The following is a 17,431-nucleotide window of genomic DNA, read 5'->3' on the forward strand; positions in this document are numbered from 1 at the left end:
TTATTCCCAATCTCCACTTTAATGCATCTATGTTGGCTTTTTATAATATTATTCCTTTATAGATTATCACGATTGGAAAATTTGTAAAGAATCAAACTTAATAGCATTTGGCAGTATTTAAGAGGATTTTTAAGCAAACATACATTACAGTACGTACAGTTTTTTCTGTACGTACAGAATGGATGAATTTGACTGAATATAAGCTTTGCGGTAATTAGTGAAAAAATACTATACTTATGGAGTGCCATAATGAACGGTTCCCGAAAAACGAGGTGAAAGAATGGAAAACAACGTAAAAGTAAAAATTGAAGATGTGACAAAAATCTTCGGAAAAAACAGTAAAAAAGCCATTTCCCTTCTACAAAAGGGTGAATCTAAAGGCGAAATTTTAAAGAAGACAGGTTCAACTGTCGGGGTTAATAAAGCAAGTTTTGAAATCAAAGCAGGCGAAATATTTGTCATTATGGGATTATCCGGAAGCGGAAAATCAACACTCGTTCGTATGCTGAATAGACTTATTGATCCAACACTTGGAAAAATCTATATTGATGGCAAGGACATTGTCAAAATGTCGAAGGATGAATTGCGTAAGGTTAGAAGAGAAAAAATTAGCATGGTGTTCCAAAAATTCGCTCTCCTTCCTCATCGTACAATCTTGGAAAACACAGAATTCGGTTTGGAGATACAAGGCATTGATAAAGCATCAAGAAAACAACGTGCTTTAGAATCTCTTAAACTAGTAGGATTAGAAGGCTATGAAAGCCAATATCCTGATCAATTGAGCGGTGGTATGCAGCAGCGTGTTGGACTTGCAAGAGCACTAGCAAATAATCCAGACGTATTGTTAATGGATGAAGCATTCAGTGCACTTGACCCTTTAATTCGTAAAGATATGCAGGATGAGCTCCTGGATTTACAGTCAACCATGGAAAAAACAATCATCTTTATTACACATGATTTAGATGAGGCATTAAGAATTGGTGACCGAATTGCATTGATGAAGGATGGTACGATTGTTCAAGTCGGTACACCAGAGGAAATCCTGATGAATCCTTCTAATGACTATGTTGAGCGCTTTGTAGAAGACGTTGACCTTTCAAAAGTGCTTACAGCAAATCATGTCATGAAACGTGCAGAAGCTGTAAATGTAGACAGAGGCCCACGTGTTGCCCTCCAAATGATGAGAGACCTTGGAATTTCAAGTATTTATGTAGTAAACAAGAAAAGAAATCTGCTTGGAGCAGTAACAGCAGATGCAGCAAGAAATGCAGTTGAAAACAATAAGCCACTGCATGATATCCTCGATGAAACACTGACAGTAAGCGGTGATACACTGCTTGTTGACCTTTTTGACAAAGTATCGACAGCAAGTATTCCTGTTGCAGTAGTTGACGGAGAGCATCGTCTGAAAGGCATGCTTGTCAGAGGTGCAGTAATTGGTGCACTTGCAGGCAACAACGAAAATATTAACAGCCAAACAGACATTATCGAAACACAAAAAACGGAGGTGGTGAACTAATGGAAAACTTACTTCCAAAACTTCCGGTTGCAGATTGGATTGACACTTTTGTTGACTGGCTGACTTCCACATTTGAAGTAGCATTTGACGGCATCAGTGAAGGTCTTGAAGTTGTAGTAGATTCATTAGTAGCAGTATTTGCTTTTATTCCTTCCTATATCTTTATTATTTTATTAACATTGATTGCTTGGAAGCTGGCGAATAAAAAAATTGCTTTATTTACTTTAGTAGGTTTATTCCTTGTAGATAATCTTGGTTATTGGGATCCAATGCTTGATACTTTAGCACTTGTATTATCAGCTGTTATTATCTCGATTATTATAGGAGTCCCACTAGGAATATGGGCATCTCAAAAAAATACCGTAAAACAAATCGTTGTTCCTGTATTAGACTTTATGCAGACAATGCCTGCATTCGTATATTTAATACCTGCAATCTTCTTCTTTAATATAGGAGTCGTTCCTGGTGTAGTAGCTTCTGTAATTTTCTCTATGCCGCCTACTATTCGATTAACGATTCTTGGTGTCCAACAGGTGCCTGCCGATATTACGGAAGCGACCGAGTCATTCGGAAGCACAACGGCACAAAGACTAATGAAGGTTCAGCTTCCTCTTGCCATGCCTACAATTATGGCAGGTATTAACCAAAGTATTATGCTTGCATTATCCATGGTAGTAATTGCTGCAATGGTCGGAGCTCCTGGATTAGGTGCTGACGTATACCGAGCAGTTACGCAGATCCAAATCGGACGCGGCTTTGAAGCTGGTTTGGCGATTGTAGTTGTTGCAATCATTCTAGATAGAATTACGCAAAATCTTGGTACAAAAAAAAGAGGGGGAATTTAAAGTTATGAAAAAATTTATATCCATGCTATTTGCAGCAGCTTTAGTATTTGCACTTGCTGCATGTGGTTCAAAAGCAGACGAGAATGCTTCCATCGGGGAGCAAGTGGATCATGAAATTATCGGAATTGACCCTGGTGCTGGAATTATGAAGGCCGCTGCCAAAGCAAAGGAAGACTATGACTTGTCTGACTGGAGCATTGTTGAAGGCTCAAGTGCAGCAATGACTGCAACATTAAAAAAAGCTTATGATAAAAAAGAACCAATCATCATTACTGGATGGACTCCGCATTGGATGTTTAATGCATATGACTTGAAATATTTAGACGATCCTAAAGGTTCATTCGGTAAAGATGAAAATATTCATACAATTGTACGTAACGGTTTAAAAGAAGATATGCCTGAAGCATATCAAGTGCTTGACAACTTCCATTGGGATACGGATGCAATGGGCGAAGTGATGATGGAAATTTATGATGGTACACAACCAGAAGATGCAGCTGCTGCATGGGTAAAGGATAATGCAGATGTAGTAAGCGAGTGGACTAAAGGCGTTTCCAAAGTAAATGGTGATAAAATTAAACTAGGCTATGTTGCTTGGGATAGTGAAATTGCCAGCACAAATGTAATCGGCAAAGTTTTGACTGATTTAGGTTATGACGTTACATTAAGCCAAGTAGAAGCAGGTCCAATGTGGACTGGAGTAGCAGACGGAAGCCTTGATGCACATGTTGCAGGCTGGCTGCCAATAACACACGAAGACTATGCAACTAAATATGCAGGCAAGTTTGAAGATCTAGGTGCAAACCTAGAAGGAACTAAGCTTGGTATTGTTGTTCCTAAGTACATGGATATCGATTCCATTGAAGACTTAAAAGAACAGTAATACAAATGAAGGGTATCCCAGATAGGGATACCCTTTCATCTTGTCTTTATAAATTAGACAATAAAGTTAAACAGCAATGACATTAAAGAAGTTTTGCGCCTCTACACACTACAATAATCTTGATAATGTACCAACCTACAGCAAAATCAGCTAATAAAGAACCCAAGCTATTACGCGAGTGTATCTCGATAAATAGCTTGGGTTTGCTTTTGACTCCCTATTATTCGTCAGCTTCTGTGTGGATTACCTCTCTGTTCTTTCCAGACAGATTTTCAAGAAGCTCCTTCACGTCAATACCAGCAGATGCTTTTAGAGATTCCTGCATCGTTGCCATTAAGTCTGTCGCATATCCTGATACTTTGTTAGCACCAGAGCTGCCATTACCACCTGTATCCACAACCGTAATTTTATCAATATTACCAAGCGGGCTGGCAATTTGTTTAGCATATTCAGGAAGCATCTCCAACACCATATCCAAAATAGCAGCCTGACCATACATATCGTAAGCCTCTGCAATTTTCCGCTTCGCCTCTGCTTCTGCTAAACCTTTCAAGCGAATAATTTCTGCTTCTGTTTCCCCTTTTGCCTTTTCTGCTTCCGCTTTCGCTAATCCATCGACACGGACCTTTTCTGCTTCTGCCTTTGCTTGGGATTCAATACGGTATTGATTTGCATCAGCTTCGGCCATCTGTCTGCGTTTGTTTGCTTCTGCTGACTGTTCAACCGCATAACGATCTGCATCGGCTTTCTTTTTCACTTCAGAGTCATATTGCTTCTCTCTTCTTAAGATCTCTTTTTCTTCCAGTTCAATCTGCTTTTGTCTTTCAATGATACGGATCTGCATTTCCTGCTCTGTTACATCTTGTTTAGATCGCGCTGTTTCTAAGTCATAAGCCTGGTCGGCACGAGCTTTTGCGATATCCTGATCTCGTCTAAAATCAGCCATTTTCATTTGATTTTCCTTTTCCGCTTCCGCTATTTCAGTTGCGCGCTCAAGCTCTGCCTTTTTTGCATCCTTATCTGCTTCAGCCCTTTTTATTCTTGTTTCTTTATCTGCTTCAGCGGTTGCAATATCGGCGTCTCTTTTTACTTGGGCAATTCTTGGCTTACCAAGGGAATCCAAGTAACCGTTTTTATCCCTTACATCCTTTATTGTAAAGGAAACGATGACTAAGCCCATCTTCGCTAAGTCCTGTGAAGCGACACGCTGTACTTCCTGTGAGAACTTATCTCTGTTCTTATAAATTTCTTCGACTGTCATACTCCCAAGAATGGAGCGAAGATGCCCCTCTAGCACTTCTCTTGCTTCATTTTCCCGGTCTCCCTTAGGTTTACCGAGAAATTGTTCTGCAGCTGTCGCGATTTCACCAATGGATCCGCCGATTTTAATGATGGCTGTACCATCTGCCATAACAGGCACACCTTGTTCTGTATAAACCTCAGGTGTAGACACATCAAGCTTACTTGACAGCAAGCTTAATGGCTCTGATTGCTGGAATACCGGCAGGATGAATGTACCTCCACCACGGATGATTTTGATTTTATTACCTGATTCATCTACATGAACATTTCTAGAACCAAGATAGCTGCCAGTTACAATTAATGCCTCATCTGGACCAGCCGTTTTATATTTTGAGATAAAGATACCAACTAATGCAATGAACAAAATAAGTACAATTCCTATAATAATCCAAATTTCTAATCCGATTCCAAACATGATTATAGTTCCTCCTTCTTGTCTTTCATTCTTAATGATTTCTTATTAGCCTTCATACGGTACTACGTATGCAATGCTGTCCTTTACTTCTATTACAATTGTTTCTATTCCATTCTCGATTGCTTCATTGTAGAAGCTTGCTGCTGTTTTTGATATGTTCCCACTTGTACTCTCAATGATTATTTCACCATATCCATCCATTGGAATTGCTGTAATGACCTTCCCAACTCTCCCCTTTAACGATTCCTCATTATAGACCAGTGATTCTTCTGCAGAAGATAATGGTATTAATACAAAAAAATGGAAGCTTAAAGCTGCAATAAAGGCCGCCAATGCCGATACAACAATAATTACAATGCTGTTCAAGCCACTATAGCGTTCTAATAAATATCCGCATGCAGACAATATCGTTAAAAAGGAAAGCAGTACTGTAGGATTAAGGATGCCGATATCCGTATGCAAAATATCGGAAAAAAAGATGGAGAATAGAATGAGTATGCCTGAAATTACTAAAAGTGCAAGATAAATGGACGGCAAGGAAAATCCGAATAATTCCATAAGCATCATTCACTTTCTATAAAATTTGCTTGCATGTATTGAGTCCTTCAGTTAATCACCTGCCTATATTAGATTTGTTAGTTTATATACGAAAGTCCAGCAGGATAGTTTCATTATTTATCATTTTTTTCATAATTATAATTATTGTTGTTTACTAATTTAATATTTTATTGATTATTAATCATCTTTTTGAAAAAATTCTCATATTTTACTAATAAGCGGTTATTTAATATTTCCAAGATGTAACTTTTGAAGAACGCAAGTATGGAGGATAAGATGAGTCGATCAGAAAAACATGCAAACCAGGATCATAAGAAGGGGAAAAAACCAGTATACTTTATTTGCTGCTGTGCCTTACTTCTTCTTTTTATTGGCGGCTATTTCTTCACAGAGTATTTCTTTGCTGATAAGCCAAATGATCAAAATTTAGGAGACAAAGTAGTCATTACACTTCCAACTGGCAAAAAAGTTTTTACTTATGAAAATCTTATTGTCGAAGAAAACGGAAAGCTCTTATATAAAGGAGACAGAAATACGCTTGACCTCACTGGCGGTGTGATTGTTTATGAGGATTGGGATTAGCTCTACCTACTGGAAATAAGCTGGTCCCCAAGTATGGACCAGCCTTCTTTTTTTTCTGCTTAACTTAATGTTCCTTGTTGAGTTTGTTTAGCTAAAAGCGGTCGTCCATTGCTCCAAATTACCTCTACCGGGAACGAGAAATATTCTGTTAAACAATGGCTTGTCAATATATCTTCTGTTTTTCCCTTGGCAAAAACCTCTCCATCTCTTAACAACAACGCAGACGAAAATACTGGAAGGATTTCCTCCATATGATGTGTCACATAAATAATGGTTGGACAATTCTCCATTTGGGCCAGCTGCTGAATGGTCTCAAGCAATTGCTCTCTAGCTAAAAAGTCAAGTCCTGTTGCCGGTTCATCAAGTATAACAAGCTCTGGATTGAGCATTAAAGCTCTCGCTATTAATACCCGCTGTTTTTCTCCTTGTGACAAGCTGGAGTATTGTCTGTCTGCATAGGAATAACAGCCAAGCTGCTTCATTAGATTGATCGCTTTTTCCCTCATTGCATCTGTCGGTGTTTCATATAAACCAATGCTTGCAAACGCACCGCTCAAAATAATTTCATACGCGCTGTCTGCTACATAGAGATTTTGCTGAAGCCTGCTTGAAACTAGGCCAATTTTTTTCCTTAACGATGCACCAAGCTCCGCCTTGCCAAATTCCTTGTCAAGTACGGTCATTTTTCCTACTGTTGGATGATAATAGGCACAAATCATATTAAGCAATGCGGTTTTTCCTGCTCCGTTCAAGCCATATAAAACCCAATGCTCGCCCTTATTAATCTCCCAATCAATTTCCTTTAAAATCCATTTACCGTTTCTTTTCAGTCCAATCCCCTTTGCCTTAACAACCATTCGCTTTTCCCTCCCCTATCCATTTTACAGGAAACTCCGAATATTTAGATAATGAAATATTTAAAATTAAAAACCCCCTTTTATATAAGGGGGTTTTTATGTATTTGGTGCGATTAGCCTACTAGGCCTTCTTTTTTAAGAACTGCTTCTAAACCGTCAACAGCTTCTGTTTCGTCTTCACCAGTTGCAGAAATAGTGATTTCTCCACCTTTTGGTACACCAAGTGACATAACGCCCATGATGGATTTCAAGTTCACAGATTTGCCTTTATAAGCAATTTGCATGTCTGATTTGAATTTGCTTGCAGTGCTTACTAATAATGTAGCCGGTCTAGCATGTATTCCAGTTTCATCAATAATAGTAAAAGTTTTTTCGCTCATGGTAAAATACCTCCAAATAAAATATGTGTTACCTTTCTATTTTAGCTGATTTTGATAGTGAATACTAACTTTTTTTCTTTTCTTTTCCGTTCTTCTTCTATCTTTTGATAAAGATTGAAAACTATTCATGGTTTTTACTTCTTCTTTATTGTTTCCTTTTGTCAGAAGTCAACTCATTTTTGTCTTTATCTGAAACCAGTTTCAGAGCAAGATCTAATACTTCCTTTGCATTAAATGTTCCATAATCCACTGTGTTAATGATCGATACAGGAACTCCCTTTTTACTTGCCGCATTTGTTACATCACGCAGCAAAAAACGAACCTGCGGACCAAGTAATATGACATCTGCCTTGTCCATATGATGATGAATCGCTTCAGCGGGTATGGCCCAAATTGTACAATTAATCGAATTGCTTTCAGCGTATTTTTTCATTTTGCGCACTAACAGGCTTGTAGACATCCCGACTGCACAGCATAGAAGTATTCTCATAATATCCTCCCCATTAGCCATCATTCTTATGAAGGAAAAACTGACTTGAATTCTGAAAAGCTCTTGCATTTTAACAAATGCTGAATGATAGTCGGGCTGTCGAGAACATCCCCAAGCACGTCATACAATTCTTGAAAATCACCCGTACTGTTCTTTTGCACACTCAACAGACAGATAAATTGAACATTTTTCCCTCCCCAGTCAATCGGCTTTTGCAATGTACAAAATGCCCAGAAGGTCTTGTCTGTCTGTGGTGTGTTGGGGTGAGGAATGGCAACCATATTTCCAAAGCATGTTGGTGAAACCTTTTCCCGCTCTCTTACATGATCCATGAAGCTACTGTTAATCAAGTCAAGACTCAAAAGCTCTGCTTCAAGAAAAGCAAAGATTTCCTCCTTCGTGTCAAACGGTTTTTGTAAGAAAACCAATTCTTCTCGGATAGAGGAGTAAGCGTTCGTTTGAGCCTTTTTTGAATATAAGGCGCCATTAATTTTTGCAAAATCCCTGTCACCAAGAATTGTATTAACTTCAATGACAGGAACCGGGATGTCTTCTTTAATCGGGATTGTACTTATGATAAGATCAACTTCACTAAAATTGATTTCCTTCACTTTATAAAGTTCTGTCGTTCCAATCATCTCTAATTCCGAGCTGTATTGGGATTTTAATTTATAATACAAAAGGTTAGCGCTGCCAACTCCTGAAGCACAAACAATCATACAGCGCTTCTTCTTGTTACTGACTTTTTTCCTTTCCATCGCCGCTCCGAAATGAAGCGCTAGGAAGGCAATTTCATTTTCATGAATGTCATACCCCAATTCCTTCTTAATAACACCAGCTGAAACAACACCTGCTTCAAACGGAATCGGGTAGTTTGATTTAATGTCATCAAGCAATGGGTTCCTTAAGTTCATTTTATAGCGAAATCTGTTAATGGCTGGCTTTAAATGCAAGGATAAGCCTGTAAAAAGTTCTTTATCCTGATCTATTTGGAGGTTCATCTTATGTTCAACCTCTTCTAGAATATTTGCCGTTAAGCTCAGAATTCGTTCGTCAATGAAATCAAGCACTTCCCCATCTGTCAAAGCATGGTGACTCATCAGCTTCGTGCCAAGCAAATGGATGGCAATATAAGCAACCTCTGTTTCAGGGAATTCAACATGTAATGTATTTTCAATTGTTTCCACAATTTTTTTGGAGACTGCATATTCCTTTTCGTCCGTAATTTCATTTGTCTCTTTTGGAATGGCAGAAATATAATTCCCTTCTCGTATACGCTTACAAGCAATCACAATATGAACAACGAGATTATTCAAGCTTATATCTGACAATGTAATCTCAGCGATCCTGATTTGTTCAAGGATAATCGTTCGAATTGCCGTCAATTCTTCATTTAACAAGAGTGCTGCCGGATCATAGGTAAGCTCCGTATGATCGAGCTTCCTATTAAATAAATACTCTGACATACAAAAACGGAGGTTCACTTCCTCCCCTTTTAGCCTCATTCCTGAGTTCCCTGTCTTCTCAACCTTTAAATCATAGCTTTTGAGAAGCACCTTCACTTCTTTTAAGTCATTCTGAATGGTTGACTTGCTTATGAACAGTTCATCTGCTAAATCTTCCAGCTTTAAATTTTTATCTGTAAGCAAAAGACGATTAATGATGTAATGGACTCGTCCACCCTTAAGTGTCGGAATGATTTCGTCTTTTCCTTCCTGGAAGCTGTCCTTAAGAAATTTCCGAAAAAGCTGATCGCTTTCGATTATTAATTGGTATCCCTGCCCTCTGACAGACTTAATTTTCGCTCCGTTAACAGCAAGTAATGACTCAAGTTCCTTCATATCATTTCGTACAGTTCTTGATGTAACATGAAGCACTTTTGATAATTGTTCACTTGTTATGAGGTCTTCTGCAGCCATAAGCTGCTTTAATAAGTTTCCTGTGCGGTTTTCTAACATTTCTTTCACCCCAGTTTATTCTTTTCAATCGCTGTGGGTTTACAACCTTTTCAATATATAAAAACATCAGGTTCTTTCCTGAAACAAAAAATAGCATAAATTCCTACTACTATACATACTAGCACTTTTTGCATATGTTCACTATAAAAACAAGAAATTTACTTCCTCTTTATAAAAAAATAGGGCTGGCCCTTAACCTGCCCTAATCACTTAAATCCAGTTTATTTTGCTGCTGCGACAAACTGAGCAAAAATCTCGTTCATTCTTTCATAAGTTGCAGCCATAGACTCTGGATGCCACTGAATTCCGAGTAAAAACGCTGGATAGCTTTTATGCTCAACAGCTTCAATAATGCCGTCAGAGCTTTTTGCAACAGCATTCAGCTCCTCTGCCAGCCCGTCAATTGCCTGATGATGAAGGCTGTTGACTCTTTCCTTCTCTACACCTAATATTTCATAAAGGCGGCTGTTTTTATCAATTGTCGCCCAATGGGTATCTCTGCTTCTGTCCACTGTTTGGGTATGCTGAATACTGTCACGAACTTGGCTTGGAATATCTTGAAACAAGGTTCCGCCTAAAGCAACATTCAATATTTGCACACCTCGGCAAATAGCTAAAATTGGTTTTTGTTTCTCCATGGCAACCTTTAATACAGCTAATTCTACAGTATCCCGAAGTGGAATAGTGCTGCCTAATTTTTGATGTGGATCTTGTCCATAAAACTGGGGATCGACATCCTCTCCGCCGCTTAACAGAATCGCATCACAATGGTCCACCATGTCCTCTGCCAACTCCTCGCTTACATAAGGCAAAATTACCGGAAGCCCTCCATTTGCATGTATTGCCTTTTGATAATCGTGATGAACATATGTACCGTCCATGAATTTATTATGAAATACATATGCACCTGTTATCCCTATTACAGGTCTAGTTGACAATGCTCCTCATCCCTTCCCCACTTAAACAAAATATTTTTTTAATATTAAGACTATATTAATGAAAAAGGAATGTCAATAAAGTTAACAAGGCATTTTAACCATAGATAAAGGAGCATCGTTTGTAAATGCTCCTTTTAAAGTGTTTTAATTTATGGAATGATCTCCTGTTTTTACCAGATGACTTTCCAGTTATGATCACACGTCGCCGTAACTGTTTTTCTTTCCAAAATATAATTAGCAATAAGCTCTGACATATCAAACTGGATTTCCCGCAGTACAGGTTTATTTTGATACATGAAGTAATTACCGCCACCACCAGCACGATAGTTGTTCATAACAACTTCAAACTGTTCGTCTGCTGTCATATCTCTTCCTTCATATTGAAGTTTTACAACTCTGTTGCCAACTGGTTTAGAAATGTCCAGTACATAGTCGATTCCTTCCCACATGTCATAATTATAATGCTGTGGTTTTGGATATAGATACGATTTATTCACAGCTGGATTACCGCTTTCATCGACTTCAAAATATTTCGCACTTTGCTCTAATGCATCCTTAATATCCTTTCCAGATATGGAGAGAACCTTCAACGTATTCGGATAAATATAATTTGATACAATATCTCTCATTGTGACATTCGGCTTAAACCCAGGTGAATCATTGTTGAACAAAGCCGTATTGGCAATTTTCACTCCTGCTGCCTGCATTTGAACTTTATTAATAAATTCTATTAACGGACTGTCGGACAAGCGTGTTTCCATCGGATCACATACGGTCATATCACCATCAATAAAGCCAATAGGTGTGTCGAGCCAATGTTGTGTACTCTGTTCATATTCAAGAGCAAGACTTAAAATATCTGCATCTGCTGTTACCCCTTCTGTTGATAGAAGCTCCGCTTTTTTGCTTGTTAATTCTCCATTATTAAATGTTAAGGTTACTTTACCGACAAGCTGGCCGTTGTTGCTTGCTTGGATAATTTCTACTCCATTTATATTTCCAATTAATGTTCTGTGCTGATGTCCTGTAAGGAGAACGTCCATGTTGTCTATTTGTTCACACATGCTGTACCCTTGATTTTCTCCTGTGAGTGCTTCTGTAGGCTCACCTGTGTCAATATCTCTTTCAAACCCACCATGATAGGAAACTACAATACATTGAGGCTGTTCTTCTGCTTGTATCCTTTCAACCCAATAATTCGCCGCTTCAAGGGCATCGCAGAAGGCAAGTCCACTTATATTGCTTGGGTTTTCCCAATTTGGTATGTAATGTGTTGTAATACCTAGGATTGCTATTTTAATTTCACCAATTTTTTTGATTATGTATGGTTTACCTAAAAACGGTTCATTTGTATCTTCCTTTACAATATTCGCACAAAGCCATGGAAACGCTGATTCATCAGCTGCTTTATGAAGAATATCAAGTCCATAATTAAATTCATGATTTCCAATTACCGCTCCATCATACTGAAGCTTATTTAATATTTGAATCATCGGATTGTTTTTGTCTGCCAATGATTGAACATAATGATAAGTTAATGGTGTTCCTTGAATTAAATCCCCATTGTCAATAACAATTGTATGCTCATTTTTTGAACGTTCTTCTGCCAAGATGGTCGCCACTTTTCCGAGACCAACATCTGCCGGCTGATTATTGCCATAAAGAAGAGGATAAATATTCCCATGTACATCGCTAGTAAATAATATCGTTACATTTGTATCTGTCAAATTACTCCACTCCTATACCTTTGTTCGTACTCTCTTGCATGCTTTATTATAGTAGAAGAGCTTCGTTTTTTCTTTCTTTTTTTCAGAAAATGAAACTCTTAAAAAACTAGTGAGATATTTTACAATAATTTTTTCTGGAAAATATTAAACATTTGTCCAATCACGGGTATCTAAAAAACGCCGTCCCTACTAGTTTTATACTAATTATCGGAATTTTTCAATTTATTATGTTTACAAAAAAATAATAATTTATTTATACAAAATTTTCACTATTTTACAATTTTATATGCTATATTTTTACATGTAATAACACATAACATCTTTCGGAGGTAAAATATGTTCAAAAAACTTGCAACATTCGGTCTATCTTTGTCGTTAGCAGCAGGTGTTCTTGCTGGCTGTGGATCATCAGCAGATGAAACTAGCTCTGATGCATCAAAGGGATATGAACCAAAAGAATTAACCGTTCAATTTGTTCCTTCTCAAAGCGCTGCTACACTTGAAGCAAAAGCAAAACCACTTGAAGAGTTATTATCTGATGAATTAGGCATTCCGGTGAAAGTAAGTGTTTCTACTAACTACAACACAATCATTGAAGCAATGGCTTCTAAACAAGTTGATGTTGGCTTCTTGCCACCAACAGCTTATGTATTAGCGAAAGAAAAAGGTGCTGCTGATGTTATTCTTCAAGCACAGCGTAAAGGTGTTAATGATGATGGTTCTGAGAAAGATGAATTAGTAGATTTCTATAAATCTATTTTCGTAGTGAAAAAGGATTCTGGCATCGATTCAGTTGCTGATCTTAAAGGCAAAAAAATTGCATTCCAAGATGTTACTTCTTCTGCTGGTTACGTATGGCCTGCGGCTACATTAATGGATAATGATCTTGACCCGATTAAAGATGTACAAGGTACTACAGTAAAAGGCCATGACCAAGCAATCATCTCTCTATTGAATGGTGATGTTGATGCTGCAGCTGTTTTCCAAGATGCTCGTAATATCGTTAAAGCAGATTATCCTACTGTGTTTGAAGATACAAAAGTCGTATCCTTCACAGAAGAAATTCCTAACGATACAGTATCCGTGCGCTCTGACATGACTGACGATTGGAAAAAGAAATTGCAGGATGCATTCATTGCAATCGGCAAAAGCGATGAAGGTCATGAAATTATAAGGGATATTTACACACATGAAGGATATGTTGTTTCTGATGACAGCAACTTTGATGTTGTGCGTGAATATGCAGAAAAAGTGAAGACTGAATAGTATATTTATTATGACAAAAGTGGATGAATTTCTGAATGTTAAAAGTATTTTTTACATAATGTAGTTCAGCTCTTTTGATTACTATTAATCTATTCACCCAACCATCTAGTAAAAATACTAGGTGGTTGGACTTATTTTCTCTACTAAGCAACAGAGTTATTAGATTCAGTTGTTTAGTAGAAAAAAGAAGCTTGTTGTTTAGGTTCTTTTTCTAAAATTAAGAGAAAGTTGGTAGGCAATTGATACAGTTTAAAAATGTTACGAAAATTTATCCGAATGGCACAAAGGGTTTGAATAATATTAACATCACTATTGACAAAGGTGAATTCGTTGTAATTGTAGGGCTTTCTGGTGCCGGAAAATCAACATTCCTCCGTTCCATAAATCGTCTCCATGAAATTTCAGAGGGTGAGATTTTAATAGACGGTAATTCCATTACAGCAGCAAAGGGCTCTGGTCTTCGGAAAATCCGCCGTGATATCGGCATGATCTTCCAAAGCTTTAATCTAGTTAAACGCTCTACTGTAATAAAAAATGTATTATCTGGTCGTGTTGGCTATCACAATACGTTTCGGACAATTCTTGGGCTCTTTCCTAAGGAAGATGTGGAACTTTCCTTAACTGCCTTAAACAGGGTGAATATTTTAGAAAAGGCCTATTCTCGTGCGGACGAGCTTTCAGGTGGTCAGCAGCAGCGTGTATCAATCGCTCGTGCATTGGCACAAGAAGCCCAAGTTATTTTAGCAGATGAGCCTGTCGCTTCCCTCGATCCATTAACTACAAAGCAGGTTATGGATGACTTAAAGCGTATTAATGAAGAAGATGGCATCACTACGGTCGTCAACCTTCACTTCATTGATCTTGCTCGTGAATATGCTACCAGAATTATTGGGTTGAGAGCAGGTGAAGTAGTCTTTGATGGACCTGTAGAAGCGGCAACAGACGAAGTGTTTGCGGAAATTTACGGCAGACCAATTAAAAAAGACGAGCTATTAGGTGAGCCAGTATGAGCATAAATGAACCGAATATTAATGATCCGAAAATAAACGTAAGGAATGCACCTAAACCGCCTGCCAAAACAAAAATGATTTTCACTATTCTTTTAGTAGTGGCTTTGCTGTGGTGGAGCTCCTTTAAAACAGAATCCTCTATTGCTGACTTAACAATTGGATTCCCGAATATGTTTGATTTACTTGTGCAAATGTGGCCGCCAAACTGGCATTACTTTGAAGTTATTTTAGAACCACTGCTTGAAACGATCCGTATGGCTGTTATTGGCACTACATTTGGGGCGATAATTGCTGTTCCACTCGCATTGCTGTGTGCAAGCAATATTATTCGCACACCGTGGATTGTTTATCCGTTCCGGTTTATCCTTAACTTAATCCGGACAATTCCTGACTTGCTTCTTGCAAGTATATTTGTTGCTATTTTCGGTCTTGGTTCCCTTCCTGGGATTATTGCACTATCCATTTTCTCAATTGGTTTAGTTGCAAAGCTGCTGTATGAAGCAATTGAATCCATTGATCCAGGGCCCCTTGAAGCAATGACAGCAGTTGGTGCCAACAAAGTGCAATGGGTGTTCTTTGGGGTTATTCCTCAAGTTACTGCTCATTTTACTTCCTATGTATTATATACATTTGAGGTAAATGTCCGGGCTGCAGCCATTCTTGGATTGGTCGGAGCTGGGGGAATCGGGGAATATTATGATAAAACGCTCGGATTCCTTGAATACGATAAGACTGCTTCTATCATCATTCTGACATTGGCTGTTGTATTAGTGATTGATTATATTAGCACGAAATTACGGGAGAAATTATTATGAGCCAATTATCAACGAAAGTAAATAAACCGAAGAAAAAATTTGCGTTTAGAACAATCATTGTTGTTTTGCTGGCACTGCTGTATATTTGGGCTTTTTCCGGTATGCCTATAAATGATATTAAAGAAACTGCAGGACAAATTTCCAAAGCAATATTCTCAGGCATATTCCATCCTGATTGGGACTATGTTTATTTGCCAGACGGCGAGGATTTATTACGCGGACTTCTGGATACATTGGCAATTGCAATTCTTGGAACATTCATCTCTGGTATTCTCTGTATTCCCTTCGCCTTTTGGGCTGCAAATAATATGAGTAAAGGCAAGACAATTACATCTACAGGAAAGTTTATGTTAAGCTTTATTCGCACATTTCCTGAGATCGTCATGGCTATCCTCTTTATTAAGGCAGTTGGACCTGGCTCCTTTGCCGGTGTACTTGCACTAGGACTTCACTCGATTGGAATGCTTGGAAAGCTGTTTTCAGAGGAAATCGAAAGCTTAGATATGGGACCAACTGAGGCTTTAACTGCAACTGGCGCCAACCGTCTCCAAGTATTGTGGTTCGCTGTATTACCTCAAGTATTGCCAGGATTCCTGTCATATACGCTATATCGTTTTGAAATTAATATCCGTGCTGCTGCCATACTAGGTGTTATTGGGGCAGGTGGTATTGGAACTCCGTTAATTTTCGCCTTAAGCTCAAGGGATTGGGACAGGGTCGGTATTATATTGCTTGGAATTATTGTGATGGTTACTATTATTGATGCTATTTCTGGTTTTTTACGCAGAAGAATCATTTAACCTATCAACCAGCAGTCCATAAAGGTTCTGCTGGTTTTTCTTTCAATCTTCAATCATGCTAAATTTTCAGTATATTGTTAGAATATTTATATCACTAATTAAAGGAGTGTTACTAGATGAAGAAAAGCAAATTGCTTATCACCCGTCCATTAGAGGATCACTTGTTAGAACAAATTCAAGAAATTGCCCAAGACTGGGATGTTGTCATCACAGATGAAGCAGAGCAATGGGAGCATCACGCTAAGGACACAGATGTAATTCTTGGCTGGAGAAAGTTTTTTGACGATAGCTTAGATTCTCTTAACAGCTTGAAGTGGATTCAAACATGGAGTGCAGGTGTTAACACACTTCCTTTAAAGGAATTAGCAAATAGTAATGTCCGTGTAACTAGTGCAAACGGGGTTCATAGCTATCCCATTTCTGAAACTATTTTCGCGCTCATGCTATCACTAACCCGTAATATTCATACATATATTAAAAATCAAGCAAAGAAAAAATGGGACGGCGAAGACATCAAACTCGAAATGCACGGTAAAACAGTCGGTGTTATTGGCGTCGGCGCAATCGGAAAAGAAACAGCAAAGATTGCAAAAGCGTTTGGAATGAAGGTAATCGGCATCCGTCACTCTGGCAAGCCAGAAGACCATGTAGATGAAATGTATACTACGGATAAGCTTGATGACATTCTTCCTGAATGTGACTATGTTGTTATCACCCTTCCCCTTACAGAGGAAACTAATCAGCTATTTAAGCGCGAGCAGTTCCAGAAAATGAAAGATAGCGCCTTCCTAATTAATATTGGAAGAGGCGAAATCATTAAAGAATCTGATCTAGTAGCTGCCCTTTCTGCAGGAGAAATATTAGGTGCTGGCTTGGATGTATTTGAAAAGGAGCCGTTGGACGAATCGAGCCCTTTATGGGAAATGGACAATTGTATCATAACACCACATACTTCTGGATCAACAGAGCATTATGACAAACGAGTAGTGGAGGAAATCTTCCTACCAAATTTCAAAAAGTTTATAGAAGGACAAAAATTAGATATTAACCTAGTAGATTATCATAAAGGATATTAAGCATAGGAAA

At 38.2% G+C, this 17,431-nt stretch carries 17 protein-coding genes; 9 read left to right on the forward strand and 8 right to left on the reverse strand.

Translation table 11 applies throughout. The annotated features are described in order from the left end of the window. Nucleotides 1–280: 280 nt before the first annotated feature. Genes proV through NQZ71_RS15945 form a run of 3 tightly spaced genes read left to right on the forward strand, consistent with a single transcriptional unit; the run spans nucleotide 281 to nucleotide 3,247 of the window. Nucleotides 281–1,519 carry a glycine betaine/L-proline ABC transporter ATP-binding protein ProV gene (proV, locus tag NQZ71_RS15935; RefSeq protein ID WP_144452269.1) on the forward strand — a complete coding sequence of 413 codons (1,239 nt, stop codon included), beginning with the start codon at nucleotides 281–283 and terminating at the stop codon, nucleotides 1,517–1,519. Next, entirely contained in the window at nucleotides 1,519–2,364 is an 846-nt protein-coding gene (locus NQZ71_RS15940) for an ABC transporter permease (RefSeq protein WP_144452268.1), read from the forward strand. Before proV ends, NQZ71_RS15940 begins: the two co-directional genes overlap by 1 nt. Before the next feature lie 4 nt (nucleotides 2,365–2,368). Beyond that, nucleotides 2,369–3,247 carry a glycine betaine ABC transporter substrate-binding protein gene (locus NQZ71_RS15945; protein ID WP_144452267.1) on the forward strand — a complete coding sequence of 293 codons (879 nt, stop codon included), beginning with the start codon at nucleotides 2,369–2,371 and terminating at the stop codon, nucleotides 3,245–3,247. 220 nt (nucleotides 3,248–3,467) lie between these two features. On the opposite strand, the gene NQZ71_RS15950 is transcribed toward NQZ71_RS15945, so the two are convergent. Continuing rightward, the gene (locus NQZ71_RS15950; RefSeq protein WP_144452266.1) at nucleotides 3,468–4,964 is read right to left on the reverse strand and encodes a flotillin lipid rafts scaffold protein FloT; all 1,497 of its coding nucleotides are present in this window, start codon (nucleotides 4,962–4,964) and stop codon (nucleotides 3,468–3,470) included. Between the two features lie 45 nt (nucleotides 4,965–5,009). Then, nucleotides 5,010–5,522: an NfeD family membrane protein gene (locus tag NQZ71_RS15955; protein ID WP_144452265.1), complete on the reverse strand. Its 513-nt coding sequence runs from the start codon at nucleotides 5,520–5,522 to the stop codon at nucleotides 5,010–5,012. Nucleotides 5,523–5,798: 276 nt separating this feature from the next. Here NQZ71_RS15955 and NQZ71_RS15960 point away from each other — a divergent pair, with 276 nt between their 5' ends. Further along, nucleotides 5,799–6,104 carry a hypothetical protein gene (locus tag NQZ71_RS15960; RefSeq protein WP_260054188.1) on the forward strand — a complete coding sequence of 102 codons (306 nt, stop codon included), beginning with the start codon at nucleotides 5,799–5,801 and terminating at the stop codon, nucleotides 6,102–6,104. Nucleotides 6,105–6,163: 59 nt separating this feature from the next. Here the strand turns inward: NQZ71_RS15960 and NQZ71_RS15965 are convergent, their stop codons facing one another. From NQZ71_RS15965 to NQZ71_RS15990, 6 genes are all read right to left on the reverse strand, one after another. After that, the gene (locus NQZ71_RS15965) at nucleotides 6,164–6,961 is read right to left on the reverse strand and encodes an ABC transporter ATP-binding protein (protein WP_260054187.1); all 798 of its coding nucleotides are present in this window, start codon (nucleotides 6,959–6,961) and stop codon (nucleotides 6,164–6,166) included. A gap of 113 nt (nucleotides 6,962–7,074) precedes the next feature. After that, nucleotides 7,075–7,341 (reverse strand): phosphocarrier protein HPr, encoded by a 267-nt coding sequence (locus tag NQZ71_RS15970; protein WP_127735148.1) that lies wholly within the window; start codon nucleotides 7,339–7,341, stop codon nucleotides 7,075–7,077. 145 nt (nucleotides 7,342–7,486) lie between these two features. Continuing rightward, entirely contained in the window at nucleotides 7,487–7,831 is a 345-nt protein-coding gene (locus tag NQZ71_RS15975; RefSeq protein WP_317010969.1) for a PTS sugar transporter subunit IIB, read from the reverse strand. 26 nt (nucleotides 7,832–7,857) lie between these two features. After that, a complete protein-coding gene (locus tag NQZ71_RS15980) occupies nucleotides 7,858–9,789 on the reverse strand; it encodes a BglG family transcription antiterminator (RefSeq protein ID WP_317010970.1) in 1,932 nt (643 codons plus the stop codon). A 221-nt stretch (nucleotides 9,790–10,010) separates the two neighbouring features. Then, nucleotides 10,011–10,727, reverse strand: coding sequence for a gamma-glutamyl-gamma-aminobutyrate hydrolase family protein (locus NQZ71_RS15985; protein ID WP_144452261.1), 717 nt, complete (start codon nucleotides 10,725–10,727; stop codon nucleotides 10,011–10,013). Between the two features lie 170 nt (nucleotides 10,728–10,897). Next, nucleotides 10,898–12,454, reverse strand: coding sequence for a bifunctional metallophosphatase/5'-nucleotidase (locus NQZ71_RS15990; RefSeq protein WP_317010971.1), 1,557 nt, complete (start codon nucleotides 12,452–12,454; stop codon nucleotides 10,898–10,900). Nucleotides 12,455–12,790: 336 nt separating this feature from the next. On the opposite strand from NQZ71_RS15990, the gene NQZ71_RS15995 reads away from it, so the two are divergent. From NQZ71_RS15995 to NQZ71_RS16015, 5 genes are all read left to right on the forward strand, one after another. After that, nucleotides 12,791–13,720: a phosphate/phosphite/phosphonate ABC transporter substrate-binding protein gene (locus NQZ71_RS15995; RefSeq protein WP_144452259.1), complete on the forward strand. Its 930-nt coding sequence runs from the start codon at nucleotides 12,791–12,793 to the stop codon at nucleotides 13,718–13,720. 239 nt (nucleotides 13,721–13,959) lie between these two features. Then, complete coding sequence (gene phnC / locus NQZ71_RS16000; RefSeq protein WP_144452258.1) at nucleotides 13,960–14,730, forward strand: phosphonate ABC transporter ATP-binding protein; 771 nt, start codon at nucleotides 13,960–13,962, stop codon at nucleotides 14,728–14,730. A gap of 17 nt (nucleotides 14,731–14,747) precedes the next feature. Then, a complete protein-coding gene (gene phnE / locus NQZ71_RS16005; protein ID WP_127736666.1) occupies nucleotides 14,748–15,545 on the forward strand; it encodes a phosphonate ABC transporter, permease protein PhnE in 798 nt (265 codons plus the stop codon). Continuing rightward, a complete protein-coding gene (gene phnE / locus NQZ71_RS16010) occupies nucleotides 15,542–16,345 on the forward strand; it encodes a phosphonate ABC transporter, permease protein PhnE (protein WP_144452257.1) in 804 nt (267 codons plus the stop codon). Before phnE (NQZ71_RS16005) ends, phnE (NQZ71_RS16010) begins: the two co-directional genes overlap by 4 nt. 116 nt (nucleotides 16,346–16,461) lie before the next feature. Then, nucleotides 16,462–17,421 (forward strand): D-2-hydroxyacid dehydrogenase, encoded by a 960-nt coding sequence (locus NQZ71_RS16015; RefSeq protein ID WP_317010972.1) that lies wholly within the window; start codon nucleotides 16,462–16,464, stop codon nucleotides 17,419–17,421. The last annotated feature ends 10 nt before the right edge of the window (nucleotides 17,422–17,431 follow it).

The organism is Niallia taxi (assembly GCF_032818155.1).
Classification (GTDB): Bacteria; Bacillota; Bacilli; order Bacillales; family Cytobacillaceae; genus Niallia; species Niallia taxi_A.